The organism is Nocardioides sp. Z13_37, from assembly GCF_058355585.1.
Window position 1 is genome coordinate 75,870 of the sequence record NZ_JBZGDV010000006.1, and the last position, 13,188, is coordinate 89,057.

At 72.2% G+C, this 13,188-nt stretch carries 11 protein-coding genes; 6 read left to right on the forward strand and 5 right to left on the reverse strand.

All coding sequences use genetic code 11. From position 1 onward, the window contains the following. Positions 1-3: 3 nt before the first annotated feature. From AC4H2S_RS14835 to AC4H2S_RS14845, 3 genes are all read right to left on the reverse strand, one after another. Positions 4-1,569: a class I SAM-dependent methyltransferase gene (locus AC4H2S_RS14835; RefSeq protein ID WP_491497741.1), complete on the reverse strand. Its 1,566-nt coding sequence runs from the start codon at positions 1,567-1,569 to the stop codon at positions 4-6. 82 nt (positions 1,570-1,651) lie between these two features. Further along, positions 1,652-2,845 (reverse strand): endonuclease/exonuclease/phosphatase family protein, encoded by a 1,194-nt coding sequence (locus tag AC4H2S_RS14840; RefSeq protein WP_491497742.1) that lies wholly within the window; start codon positions 2,843-2,845, stop codon positions 1,652-1,654. A 118-nt stretch (positions 2,846-2,963) separates the two neighbouring features. After that, positions 2,964-4,898: an endonuclease/exonuclease/phosphatase family protein gene (locus tag AC4H2S_RS14845; RefSeq protein WP_491497743.1), complete on the reverse strand. Its 1,935-nt coding sequence runs from the start codon at positions 4,896-4,898 to the stop codon at positions 2,964-2,966. A 194-nt stretch (positions 4,899-5,092) separates the two neighbouring features. Between AC4H2S_RS14845 and AC4H2S_RS14850 the strand changes: the two genes are divergently transcribed. From AC4H2S_RS14850 to AC4H2S_RS14865, 4 genes are read left to right on the forward strand one after another with little or no spacing between them, the layout of a single operon-like run. Further along, positions 5,093-6,361 carry a magnesium transporter MgtE N-terminal domain-containing protein gene (locus AC4H2S_RS14850; protein ID WP_491497744.1) on the forward strand — a complete coding sequence of 423 codons (1,269 nt, stop codon included), beginning with the start codon at positions 5,093-5,095 and terminating at the stop codon, positions 6,359-6,361. Then, entirely contained in the window at positions 6,358-6,870 is a 513-nt protein-coding gene (locus AC4H2S_RS14855; protein ID WP_491497745.1) for a DUF1003 domain-containing protein, read from the forward strand. Before AC4H2S_RS14850 ends, AC4H2S_RS14855 begins: the two co-directional genes overlap by 4 nt. 31 nt (positions 6,871-6,901) lie before the next feature. Next, entirely contained in the window at positions 6,902-8,062 is a 1,161-nt protein-coding gene (locus AC4H2S_RS14860) for an Mrp/NBP35 family ATP-binding protein (RefSeq protein ID WP_491497746.1), read from the forward strand. A 27-nt stretch (positions 8,063-8,089) separates the two neighbouring features. Next, positions 8,090-8,419 (forward strand): sec-independent translocase, encoded by a 330-nt coding sequence (locus AC4H2S_RS14865; protein WP_491497747.1) that lies wholly within the window; start codon positions 8,090-8,092, stop codon positions 8,417-8,419. A 34-nt stretch (positions 8,420-8,453) separates the two neighbouring features. Here AC4H2S_RS14865 and AC4H2S_RS14870 read toward each other — a convergent pair whose 3' ends face one another. Then, entirely contained in the window at positions 8,454-8,990 is a 537-nt protein-coding gene (locus AC4H2S_RS14870) for a hypothetical protein (protein ID WP_491497748.1), read from the reverse strand. 100 nt (positions 8,991-9,090) lie between these two features. Here AC4H2S_RS14870 and AC4H2S_RS14875 point away from each other — a divergent pair, with 100 nt between their 5' ends. Both AC4H2S_RS14875 and AC4H2S_RS14880 read left to right on the forward strand, forming a co-directional pair. Next, positions 9,091-9,792: a LysM peptidoglycan-binding domain-containing protein gene (locus AC4H2S_RS14875; RefSeq protein WP_491497749.1), complete on the forward strand. Its 702-nt coding sequence runs from the start codon at positions 9,091-9,093 to the stop codon at positions 9,790-9,792. Beyond that, entirely contained in the window at positions 9,789-10,307 is a 519-nt protein-coding gene (locus AC4H2S_RS14880) for an Rv3235 family protein (protein ID WP_491497750.1), read from the forward strand. Before AC4H2S_RS14875 ends, AC4H2S_RS14880 begins: the two co-directional genes overlap by 4 nt. A gap of 30 nt (positions 10,308-10,337) precedes the next feature. Here the strand turns inward: AC4H2S_RS14880 and secA are convergent, their stop codons facing one another. Further along, complete coding sequence (secA, locus tag AC4H2S_RS14885; protein ID WP_491497751.1) at positions 10,338-13,181, reverse strand: preprotein translocase subunit SecA; 2,844 nt, start codon at positions 13,179-13,181, stop codon at positions 10,338-10,340. Positions 13,182-13,188: the final 7 nt, after the last annotated feature.

The following is a 13,188-nucleotide window of genomic DNA, read 5'->3' on the forward strand; positions in this document are numbered from 1 at the left end:
ACCTCACGCGTTCCAGTCGATGATCATGCGGCACACCTGCGAGCTCCCGGGTGCCGACGACACCTGCTCGCGGACCTCCTCCACGATGCGCCCGCCGGACTCGGCCACCTCGGCGGCCACGACAGCGGGGTCGAGCGGCTTGCGGGCGCCGGTGCGGCGAGCGTAGCCGTCGCGGCCCTTCTCGCTGAGGAACTGCAGGTGCAGGGTGCCGTCGGTGCCGGCCAGCATCATCCGGGCCGCGCGCAGCATGTTGAGGCGACCGCGGCGTCCGAGCCGCTCGATGACGTGCACGCAGCCGACCGCCCGCGGTCCGGGCAGCCGAGCGATCCAGGCCGGGACGGCCAGCACGTGGCGCAGCTCGAGGAGGTTGAAGAGCTGGAAGGTCACGCGCTCGTCGTCGGCGCGGCGTCGCGCCTCCTCGTCGTAGGCGTAGGGCTGGAAGTCCAGCCCGATCGCGCTGACGCCGCGGTCGGCGAACCAGGCGACGTCGGTGCCGCGACCACACCCGATGTCGACGTAGGTCGCGAGGTCGGGGTGACGCTCGGCCACCTCGCGCGCCACGGGCGACACCGACGTGGCGCGGTGGGCCGTGCGCTTGTGGTAGGCGTGCCAGCCGGCGCGGCCGGTGCGCATCCCCCGGAACCAGCCGTTGAACAGCTCGATGGTGCTCTCGGGGGTGGTGAACTTGTAGGCCGGGTCGGGCACGCGCCAGTGCGGGCCGTAGGTGGCGGTGAGGAACTTGTCGGCGTGGGCGGGCACCGGGAACTCCCGACCCTCCAGCGACGCGGTGCCGAGCGGGTAGATCCACTCACGCTCGAACGGCACGGCGATCTCGCCCATGAGGTAGAGCATCCCGTCGCGCATGAACCCGCCGAACACGTCGAGGCCACGGTCGAGGCCGTCGCTCTCGAGGACGTGGATCTTCAGGGCGATGGCGCTGTAGCGGGTCACGCGGTAGCCCATGTCGGTGAGCGCCCGCTGGATGCGGAACGACTCGCGGATCACGTCGACGGGGTGGTCGTGGGCGCTGACGTAGCCGAGGTCGGCGTCGCTGTCGTGGCCGATGAGGCCGCCGTCGCGGATGGCGCCGAGGGCGGTGCCGTAGGCGAGGAAGGCGTCGAGGCCCACCTCGCGCAGCGCGCCGAGCACCTCCTCGATGGCGTCGAGCAGCGGCTCGACCTGGGCGGCGTCGCGGGTGTCGAAGGTCTCGACGAGCTTGAGCGACTTGTCGAGGGCCAGCGGCCGGCCGGCCGGGTTGACGACCTCGATGCGGTCGGTGCCCTCGCCGAACTGGACCGTGCGGGAGAACAGCACCGTGCCGGTGCCCGGGTCGGTGAGCGTCACCTCGGTGACGCCGTCGAGGAACGGTCGCAGCGGCTTGGGCCAGGCGAGGGTGATCCCGTCGTCACCCGGCGCGCCGTCGCGCAGCAGCCAGAACGACCAGATGCGCCGGCCGTCGAAGGCCACGTCGACCAGCTGCTCGCGTGCGCCGCCGACCAGCAGGCCCGCGGCGTCGATCCGGAGGACCTCCAGCGCGACGGGACGCCTCAGCTGGCTCAGGGACCTCACGGGACGTGAGTATATCGAGGGGTCCGCCGGGGGCGTCGGCCGCTCCTCGGTGCCCGCTCCCGCGGCTCCCGCTCGGGGGCGCCTACTCGTCCGTCTCGTCCTCGCCGTCGGTGTCGTCGAGCACCCCGTCGGAGGTGAGGGTGGCCGTCGAGTGGACCATCGCGTGATCGGAGGCGTTGCCCGTGTCGGTCACCGCGTAGTCGGTGAATGCGACACCTGTGGAGCCGAAGATCCAGTCGACTCCCATCCGCGGCGGCGGCGAGCAGCCGCCGACGGCGCTGCCGCCCGCGGCCGCCGTGAAGACGCCCGTGGCGGCGAAGCGGCAGAAGATCTCGGCGCGCTCGTTGTAGTCGCCGGTGGCGATGACCGGAAGCCCCTCGGCCTGGTGGAGCTGGGTCAGGTGGGACACCTCGATGGCGGCGGCCTCGGCCCGCCAGCGGCCGTTGCTGCCCAGCCTCGCCGTGTCGGCCGGGTTGTGGAAGTTGGCGAACCACGCCCGCCGCCCGGTGCTGGTCGACTCCAGCAGCACGACCGGCATCGCGATGCGGCTGCCGCCCGCGTAGGGGATGGACAGCGTGTGGGCATCCACCATCCGGAACATGTCGGAGCGCCAGGCGATGTTGAACCGCACCGACTTGTTGCCCAGCGTCATGCCCGGGTAGAGGGAGTACTCCCCCGCCCGCGCGGTGAACATCGAGTACTGGCTCTGCTCGAACTCCTGGAACCCCACCACGTCGATGCCGTTGCTGCGCAACGTCGAGATCGCCATGTCCATGCGGGGGCTGCCGTCGGGGTAGCCCGGCTTGTTGCCGCCCGGGCCGGTGTGGGAGTCGCCGAGCACGTTGAAGCTCGCGACCTGGAACTCGAGGGTCTGGTTGCGCCTCTCGGCCACCTTGACCTGGCGCGAGACCCGAGCGGCGAGCCGTCGCTGGGCCGCGCGGAAGCGGCGTACGGACTCCTCGAGCTGCTCCTGCGCGTGGTGCCGGGGCTCCGCACCCGGCGAGCCGGCGGCGTCGTCCCCGGCGTCGTCCCCGTCGCCGTCCGCCTCGTCGTCCGCCTCGTCACCGGCGTCGTCGTCGGTGCCCGTCGTGCCGTCGGAGACCGCAGTGGCCCGCGACTCCCGGTCGCCCGCGACGTCCTCGACCGCCGTGTCGGACCAGAACGACACCCACACCACGGCGGCGACCACGACGAGCACGAGCACCGGCGCCCAGAGCTCGAGGCGCGAGCGGCGACGGCCGGCCGCGGGCTCGGGGTCGGTCTCAGGGTCGGTCACGGCCACCTTCTGCGAGGGGTGAGCCGACTGCCCCGGCGGAGACTCCACGCCGGGCGTGGACGGCTCGGAGAGCCAACCCTAACCCGGGGGGCGCCGCCGGGGGCCAAATGTCGTCGAGTCAGGACCCCGGCACCAGCAGCGGGTCGAAGGCCTGGAACTGCTGCTGGGTGTTCATCGTGGAGCCCGGCACCGGTGGCACGCCGAGGGTGCGGGTGACGAGGTTGGTGAGGTCGCCGACCCGGATGGGCTGGGCGCCGGAGTAGCCGGTCTGCTGCTTGCCGGGCGAGGTGGCGGAGGGGTTGAGCGAGTAGAGGTCGCTGCCGGCCGGGACGCCGGGGCCGGTCACCCACATGGGCACGCGGTAGCTCTGCGCCCAGGTGCGCGAGGAGCCACGCGCCTTCTGCGCCCCACCGGTGCCGGTGACGATCAGCAGCGTGGTGCCGCCCATCGCGGGCGACTTGGCGATGCTGCGACGGATGCTGGCCACGCGCTGGAACGCCTTGCGCACCGCCTTCTTGTAGGCCGGACCGCGGAAGCCGCCGTCGAGACCGGCGCCGAGCACGCCCGACAGCTCGATCACGCTCAGCTCAGCGGGCTTGCGCGCGATCGTGTCGCGCCACCAGCCGACGCTGCGGGAGTCGTCGCGCATGATCTTGAACCGGTCGATCTTCGCCGGGCCGTCGTCGACGCCGTAGGGGTCCTTGCCGCCGGTCTTGCGGTTCCAGCTGCGGAGGACGAGCCGGGTCTCCTGGCGGCTGGAGGCGAACATCGTGCGCGCCGAGTTGTTGTGCGCGAGGTCGAAGATGCTGGAGACGTACTGCCCGGCCGAGTCGTGCACGGTCGACGGCAGTCGCGTCTTGGCGCCGACGCCGTGGCCGCCTCCCTTGGGGAAGACCCGGCGGCCGCTGAGCAGCGTCATCAGGTTGGCGTCGGGGCCGGTGTTCTCGGTGGCCGTGCGCGCGTTGGTGGTCGACGCGCCGTTGGTCGCCATCCGCGAGGCCTCGCCGGGGGCGCTGGTGCCGCGCACGACGGTGGAGGTCAGGCCGGGCACGGCCACGACGACGACGTGGTCGACGCCGACCGGGTCCGAGGCGGGGACGACCGCGTTGGCGTAGTAGAGCGGGTGGTCGCTGGTGCGGGAGACGAAGTCGTTCCACACGCGGGTGTAGCCGTTGAAGAACACGTCCTTGGTGCCCATGATCCAGTCGATCGCGCCACCGCTGGGAGGCTGGCACTTGGTGCCGTCGACGTATCCGCCGCTGGCCGACCACATGTTGGCACCGGGCGCCACGGCGCAGTAGTAGTCGCTGCCGCGCTCGTTCTTGTCGCCGAGGGAGATGAAGGGCGCGTCGGGGTAGGCGGCGCGCAGCTCGTTGGCCAGCGCCACCTCCATCGCGAAGCCGGTGTTGCGCCACTGCTGGGCCGGCCCACGGACGTCGGCGGGGTTGTGGGTGTTGAAGAACCACACCCGGCGGCCGGTGCCGATGTTCTGCAGGAGCACGGCCGGCATCCGGCTCGGCACGCCGTCGAAGTAGGGGATCGGGATGGTGCGGGCCTCGAGGAGCGTCCACACGTCGGTGCGCCAGCCGATCGAGTTCACCGACGGCCCGGCCGGGTTGTCGAGGCCCGGGTAGGTCTGCCACGAGGTGCCCATCAGCTCCTGGAAGCGCAGGGCCTGCGGCGGCTGGAACTCCTGGAAGCCCACCACGTCGAGCGCGTTCTGCTGGAGCAGGCTGACCACGCGGTCCATCCGCACCACGCCGGACTCCCAGCCCTTGCGCTTGCCGCCCGGAGCGGTGTGGTCGGCGCCGAGGACGTTGAAGTTGCCCACCCGGAACGACGTGGCCGGGGTGGTCTGGGCCGTGTCGAGGGCGCGAGCGGCGACAGTCGCGCCCGTCGCCGCGGCCGGCTCGGCCGCCCGGGCCGTCGCCGGGCCGTCGATGGCGGCCGGGGCCACCAGCAGCGCGGTCGCGAGGGCGAGCCCGCCCGCGCAGAGGCGCCGGAGGGAGGACGTGCGCGAGGGAGCGGTCGTGCCGGACAGGAAACCGGACATGGAAGGGGCCTCACAGATGTCGGGGAAGTGGCGTCGTCGAGGTGACCCGACCGCGACCCCTCCACAACACGTGCAGCACGTGCCTGGCCCGGGCCCGGTCGATGTGACGGAAGTGACTCGTGCGACTGAGCGTACACCAACGCCGCGGCGTGGAGAGGGGTTCGCGGCGAGCGCGGCACGCTACGGTGGCCAGCGTGAGCACCACCCCGACCCGCGTCTTCGTGGCACGGCTCGTCGGGCTGCCGATCTTCGACCCGCAGGGCGACCAGGTGGCCAAGGTGCGTGACCTGGTCGTCGCGCTCCGCACGGAGACGAGCCAGCCGCGCGTCCTCGGCATCGTCGCCGAGGTGTTCGGCCGACGCCGGATCTTCGTGCCGATGACCCGGATCACCGCCATCGACAGCGGTCAGGTGCACACCACCGGCCTGCTCAACATGCGGCGCTTCGAGCAGCGCTCCACCGAGACCCTCGTGATGGGCCAGATGCTCGACCGCACCGTGACCATCAAGGAGTCCGGCGTCACGGGCGTGGTCTACGACGTCGCGATGGAGCAGGCGCGCAACCGCGACTGGGTGCTCTCCCGGGTCGCGGTGCAGGAGCCGAGCAGGGGGTTCCGGCGCCGGGGGCAGACCCACGTCGTGGAGTGGCGCGACGTCACCGGGCTGACCCGGCAGGAGCCGACCCAGGGCGCCACCCACCTCATCGCGGCGCTCAACGACATGCGACCCGCCGACGCGGCCAACGTGATCCACGACCTCCCGCTGGAGCGGCGCACGGCCGTGGTGGCCGCGCTCGGCGACGAGCGGCTCGCCGATGTGCTCGAGGAGCTGCCCGAGGAGGACCAGGTCGAGATCCTCGAGCACCTCGACTCCGAGCGCGCCGCCGACGTGCTGCAGGAGATGTCGGCCGACGACGCCGCCGACCTCATCGCCGACCTCAGGCCCGAGACCGCCGCGACGCTGCTGGGGCTGATGGAGCCCGACGAGGCGGAGGACGTGCGGCGGCTGATGTCCTACGAGGACGACACCGCCGGCGCGATGATGACCCCCGAGCCGGTGATCCTCTCCCCCGACGCGACCATCGCCGACGCCCTGGCCCAGGTGCGCAACCCCGAGCTCACCCCGGCCCTCGCGGCGCTGGTCTACGTCTGCCGGCAGCCGCTCGAGACGCCCACCGGGCGCCTCCTCGGCGCCGCCCACATCCAGCGACTGCTGCGCGAGCCGCCCTCGACCCTGGTCGCGGCCGCGCTCGACGAGTCGATGGACCCGCTGCGCCCCGACGCCTCGCTCGACGCGGTGGCCGCCCACCTGGCCACCTACAACCTGGTCGCGGCGCCGGTGGTCGACGACGAGGGGCGCCTGATCGGGGCGGTGACGGTCGACGACCTGCTCGACCACATGCTTCCCGAGGGCTGGCGCGACCGTGCCCCGCGGCCCGGTCCCATCGCCGGAGGTGCCCGATGAGCGCAGACCGCCGCACGCGTCTCGACACGCCCCGCGAGACGCGACGCCCGCTGGTGCGCCGCCCCACGGTGGACGCGGACGCGTTCGGCGTCTTCGCAGAGTCGTTCGCGCGCTACATGGGCACCGCGAAGTTCCTGCTGTGGATGACGATGTTCGTCGCCGCCTGGATCGCGTGGAACACCCTCGCGCCGGGCGACCTGCGCTTCGACGACTTCCCCTTCATCTTCCTCACCCTGATGCTCAGCCTGCAGGCGTCGTACGCAGCGCCGCTGATCCTGCTCGCCCAGAACCGCCAGGAGAACCGCGACAAGGTGCTCGCCGAGCAGGACCGCCGGGTCAACGCCCAGTCCCAGGCCGACATGGAGTTCCTGGCCCGCGAGGTGGCGTCCCTGCGCATGGCCGTCGGGGAGGTCGCCACCCGCGACTTCCTCCGCTCGGAGCTGCGCGGCCTGATGGGCGACATCGAGGACCTGTCCCGCCGGGCCCCCGAGGACGAGCCGGGACCGTGAGGTCACGGGGCGGCTCGTAGACTTCAGCATCATGAGCACCCCCACGCAGCAGCAGGTGATGGACGCCCTCGCGACCGTCAACGACCCGGAGATCAAGCGGCCCATCACCGACCTGGGGATGGTCGACTCCGTCGCGGTCGCCGAGGACGGCTCGGTCGCGGTCCACGTGCTGCTGACGGTGGCGGGCTGCCCGCTCAAGGACACCATCAACCGCGACGTCACGGCGGCGGTGACCAAGGTCCCGGGCGTCGCCTCGGTCGACCTCACCCTGGGCGTGATGAGCGCCGAGCAGCGCGCCGGCCTCAAGGAGATCCTCAGCGACGGCCGCGCCCAGCGCGAGATCCCCTTCGCCCAGGCCGGCTCGCTGACCAAGGTCTACGCGATCGCCAGCGGCAAGGGCGGCGTCGGCAAGTCGTCCGTCACGGTCAACCTGGCCCTCGCCATGGCCGCGCAGGGCCTCAAGGTCGGCGTCGTCGACGCCGACATCTACGGCCACTCGGTGCCGGCGATGCTCGGCATCGCCGACGCCCGCCCGACGCAGGTCGACGACCTCATCATGCCCGTGCCGACGCCGTCCGGGGTCTCGGTGATCTCGATCGGCATGCTCAAGCCGCGCCGCGACCAGGTCGTGGCCTGGCGTGGGCCGATGCTCGACCGCGCGCTGGTGCAGATGCTCGCCGACGTCTACTGGGGCGACCTCGACGCCCTGCTCCTCGACCTGCCGCCCGGCACCGGCGACGTGGCCATCTCGCTCGGCCAGCACCTGCCCAACGCCGAGGTCGTCGTCGTCACCACCCCGCAGGAGGCAGCGGCCGAGGTCGCCGAGCGCGCCGGCACGATGGCCTCGATGATGCACCAGCGGGTCGTGGGCGTCGTCGAGAACATGAGCTACCTCCCCTGCCCGCACTGCCCGCCCGAGGACGACCACCGCCTCGAGGTCTTCGGAAGCGGCGGCGGCGCCCGGGTCGCCCGGACCCTCTCGGAGCGGTTCGGCTACGACGTGCCGGTCCTGGCCCAGATCCCCCTCGACATCTCGCTCCGCGAGGGTGGCGACGTCGGCAAGCCCATCGTGGAGGCCGACCCGGCCGCGCCGGCCGCGCGCGAGCTCACCCGGGTCGCCGAGACGCTGTCGGGTCGCGGGCGCGGTCTCGCGGGCATGCAGCTCGGGCTGACCCCGTCCAGCAAGTTCTGACCCGGGCCAGGCAGTAGGTTCTGGGGCATGTTCGACGTCGGGCTGCTCGAGCTGGCCGTGATCGCCCTCGTGGCGGTCATCGTGCTGGGTCCCGACAAGCTGCCCGACCTCGCTCGGCAGGCGGCCCAGCTCCTGCACCGGGCCCGCGGGCTCGCCACCAACGCCCGCGACGAGCTGCGCAGCGAGCTCGGCCCGGAGTACGCCGACCTGCAGCTGAGCGACCTCGACCCGCGCTCGATCGTGCGCAAGCACATCACCGAGGCGATGGCCGAGGTCGACCGCGAGCAGGCGCAGGCCGCCCGGCAGGCCTCGCTCCCCGAGGGCCAGGTGCCGCCCTACGACGTCGAGGCCACCTGACCGGACCCGGCACCCGGACGCCGGTCGGCCGGGCTCAGTCCTCGCGGCTCTGCACGGCCACCAGGCCCGCGTAGGGGACCAGCACGGCCCGACCGCCCGGGTCGCGGCACTCCACGAAGTCGGCGCCCACGCGCTCGACGTGGGCCTCGTGGCGGGTGCCGTCGGCGAGGTGCACCACGCACCGCTCCCCCGCGTCGGCGAGGCGACGCAGGGCCGCGCGCAGCCCGAGGCGGTCGACCGGCGACCACGCCACGTCTGGCACCGAGCGTCCGCTCGCCCCGCGCACCGCGGTGACGGCGCGCAGCGGCACGATCCAGTCCTGTCCCGCCGCGCCCAGCAGGCACCAGTCCTCCGCCACCCGCCACAGCCGGCCCTGGAGCCGGCCGAGGTGCGGCAGGTCGAGCGCGACGTCCTGTCCGCGTGAGGCCATCAGCCGGCTGGCGAGGGTGACGGCGCCGTACTCGGTGCGGGCCCGGTCGGCGAGCTCGGCCTCGCGGTCGGCCTCCCACGCCGCGGCCGCCTGGCCCTCGAGGTCGTCGAGCAGGGCGAACAGCTCGTGCTCCCAGGACATGGCAGCAGCCTAGGGCGGCTCAGGGCCTGTGGAACACCCGTTGACGACGGCGACATCCAGACGTTGAATGAGGCAAACGCACGCAAACGAAAGGGTTGCGATGTCTCGGGGGATCAACGCCGTCCGGCTCTGTGTCGTGTGGCTGGGGGTGAGCGCGGCAGCCGCCTCGGCGGCGGGGTCGCAGCCCGCCATGTGGCAGGAGGCCTGGCAGGGCCCGGCCACGGCCGACCGCACCGCCGAGGTCGTGGTCGCCGCGTGCGCCACGGTGCTGGCAGTGGCTCTGGCCTGGCTCTGGGTGGTGACCTCGGTGACGGTGGCAGCGCTCGCGACGGGCTCGGTCCCGACGAGTGGCGGCGCCGCGCGCCGCCTCGTGCTCGCCGCCTGCGGCGTGGCCGTGGTGGCCGGCGGGGCCCTGCCGGCGCAGGCCGCCGGGGGCGACGGCGCCGAGGTGCTCGTCGGGCTCCGGCTCCCCGAGCGGGTCGTCACGCCTGCCCCGGCTGTTGCCCCTTCCGGCGCGCATCGCCCGGCTCCCGCTGCCTCCTCCCCCGTGGGCCGCCCGGCGGCCGACGAGACGTACGTGGTGCGGGCGGGCGACTCCCTGTGGTCGATCGCGCGGGCGCACCCCGCGCCGGCCACCGACACCGCGACGCGGTGGCGCGCCATCTGGCACCACAACCGCACCGTGGTCGGGGACGACCCCGACCTGATCCACCCCGGCCAGGCGCTCCGCCTGCCATCCAGCCACCCCGACACCGACACCGACACCGACGCGAACACCGACACGGACGGAGAACGACGATGAGCACTCCCGACACCGCCGAGGCCGAGGTCGTCCTCCTGCGACCTGCCCCGGGCAGCGCCAGCGTCCAGGGGGCGCTCGCGCTGGACCTCACCCCGCGCACCGCTCCCCCGCGCCCGCGGCTGCGCAGCACCCGCGCCAGCGACCTCGTCGACCTCGAGCGGGCCTCGCGCGAGCAGGTCGACGCGTTCGTCGCCCGGTGCCTGCAGGCCGCCGTCGAGATCGCCGCCGGCGACCGACCGGTCGCCCAGCTCCTGCGCCACGCGGCGCCGGAGGTGGTGGAGGCCCTGTCCGTGCGCGCCCGCGCCGTGGCGGCTGCGGGCGGGCTCGCTCCGGGTCGGGTCCGCGGACCCAACCCCGCACGACCGGTCGTGGTCGGCGTGCGCACCGCGCTGATCCGCTGCGACGCGGTCGAGGCCAGCGCACACGTGCGCTACGGGCGCCGCTCCCGCGCGGTCGCCGCACGGTTCGAGGTCGTGCGCGAGCGCTGGCAGTGCGTCGCGCTCGAGCTCGGCTGATCTCGCGACCAGCCCCCGATCAGGTGCCGGTCAGCCGCCCATGGTCGCGCGGCCGCTCGCGCCGCCCGGGGCACCGTGGCAGCGCTTGAACTTCAGCCCGGAGCCGCAGGGGCACAGCGAGTTGCGGCCCACGCCGGCGAACGGGTCGCCCTCGGCGTCGGGTGCCGCGTGGACCTCGGCCTCGCCGTCCTCCGACGGTGCGCTGTAGGACAGGTTCTTGGGACGGTTGGGCTTGTCGAGGCCCTTGGCCCGGATGGTCGGCGAGTGCGACTGCGCCTGGGCGAAGTCGATCTGGGGCGTGGCCGCGGAGACCTGGGGCGCCTGGGGGGCGGCCGCCATGACCTCGTCCGGGGCGGGCTCGCCGGTGGCGTCGTCGTCCTCGTCGACCTCGACCTGGAGGTTGAACAGGAAGCCGACCGACTCCTCCTTGATGCCGTCCATCATGGCGGTGAACATGTCGAAGCCCTCGCGCTGGTACTCCACGAGCGGGTCGCGCTGGGAGTAGGCGCGCAGGTAGATGCCCTCGCGGAGGTAGTCCATCTCGTAGAGGTGCTCACGCCACTTGCGGTCGAGCACGGAGAGCACGACGCGGCGCTCGAGCTCGCGCTGGACCTCCTCGCCCATCTCGTCCTCGCGGCGGTCGTAGGCCTCCTGCACGTCGCGTTGGAGGTCCTCGATCAGCGACTCGCGGGTGAGCCCCTCGAGGCCGCCGGCGGCCTTGATGACGCCCTCCTTGGTCAGGCTGACCGGGTAGAGCTGGCCGAGCGCGGTGAACAGGCCGTCGAGGTCCCAGTCCTCCGCGTAGCCCTCGGTCGCGCCCCGGACGTAGCCGGCGACGACGTCGTCGAGGAAGCCGCGGATCTGCTCGCCGAGGTCGGCGCCCTCGAGCACGCGGCGGCGCTCGGCGTAGACGACCTCGCGCTGGCGGCTCATCACGTCGTCGTACTTGAGGACGTTCTTGCGCGACTCGAAGTTCTGCGACTCGATGTTGGCCTGGGCGCCGGCGATGGCGTTGCTGACCCGCTTGGCGTCGATCGGCACGTCGTCGGGGACCTTGAGGACCGTGAGGATCCGGTCGACCCACTCCGACTTGAACAGCCGCATCATCTCGTCCTGCAGCGACAGGTAGAAGCGGGACTCGCCCGGGTCGCCCTGACGGCCGGAACGACCGCGCAGCTGGTTGTCGATGCGGCGCGACTCGTGGCGCTCGGTGCCGACGACGTAGAGGCCACCGAGCTCCCTGACCTCGTCGTGCTCGGCCGCGACCTGGGCCTTGATCCGCTCGACCATCGCGGGCCACGCGGCGTCGTAGGCCTCGGGGTCCTCGGCGGGGTCGAGGCCCTGCTTGCGCAGCTCCTGGTCGGCGAGGAAGTCGACCGAGCCGCCGAGCATGATGTCGGTGCCTCGACCGGCCATGTTGGTCGCGACGGTGACGGCGCCCTTGTGTCCGGCCAGGGCGACGACCTTGGCCTCGTCGGCGTGCTGCTTGGCGTTGAGGACGGTGTGCGGGATGCCGCGCTTCTTGAGCAGGTTGGAGAGGTACTCCGACTTCTCGACCGACACGGTGCCGATGAGGACCGGCTGGCCCTTCTCGTGGCGTTCGGCGATGTCGTCGGCGACGGCCTCGTACTTCGCCTCCTCGGTGCGGTAGACGAGGTCGACGTTGTCGACGCGCTGCATGGGGCGGTTGGTCGGGATCGGGACGACGCCGAGCTTGTAGATCTTGTCGAACTCCGAGGCCTCGGTCATCGCCGTGCCGGTCATGCCGGAGAGCTTGTCGTAGAGGCGGAAGTAGTTCTGCAGCGTGATGGTGGCGAGGGTCTGGTACTCCTCGCGGACGGTCACGCCCTCCTTGGCCTCGATGGCCTGGTGCAGGCCGTCGTTGTAGCGACGCCCGGCCAGGATGCGGCCGGTGTGCTCGTCGACGATGAGCACCTCGCCGTCCATGACGACGTACTCCTTGTCGTTGCGGAACAGCTCCTTGGCCTTGATGGAGTTGTTCAGGAACGAGATGAGCGGGGTGTTGACCGAGTCGTAGAGGTTGTCGATGCCGAGGTGGTCCTCGACCTTGGTGATGCCGGGCTCGAGCACCGAGATGGTGCGCTTCTTCTCGTCGACCTCGTAGTCGGTGTCACGGACCAGCGTGCGGGCCACCTTGGCGAACTCGCCGTACCACTTGACCTCGTCCTGGGTCGGGCCGCTGATGATGAGCGGGGTGCGGGCCTCGTCGATGAGGATCGAGTCGACCTCGTCGACGATGGCGAAGTTGTGGCCGCGCTGCACGCACTCCTCGACCGAGTCGGCCATGTTGTCGCGCAGGTAGTCGAAGCCGAGCTCGTTGTTGGTGCCGTAGGTGATGTCGCAGGCGTAGGCCTCGCGGCGCTCGGCCGGGCGCATCGACGGCAGGATCACGCCGGTGGTGAGGCCGAGGAAGTGGTGGACGCGGCCCATCTGCTCGGACTGGAACTTCGCGAGGTAGTCGTTGACGGTGACGACGTGGACGCCCTTGCCCTCGAGGGCGTTGAGGTAGGACGGCAACACGGCGACGAGCGTCTTGCCCTCACCGGTCTTCATCTCGGCGATGTTGCCCAGGTGCAGCGCGGCGGCGCCCATCACCTGCACGTCGAAGGGACGCATGCCGAGCACGCGCTTGCTCGCCTCGCGGACCGTGGCGAACGCCTCCGGCATGAGGTCGTCGAGGGTCTCCCCGTTGGCGAGCCGCTCGCGGAACTCGTCGGTCATCCCGCGGAGCTCCTCGTCGCTCATCTTGACGAAGTCGTCCTCGATGGCGTTGACGGCCTTGGACACGGCTTCGAGCTCACGGAGGATCTTGCCCTCGCCGATGCGGAGGAGCTTGTCGATGATGGCAGGCACGAGTGGT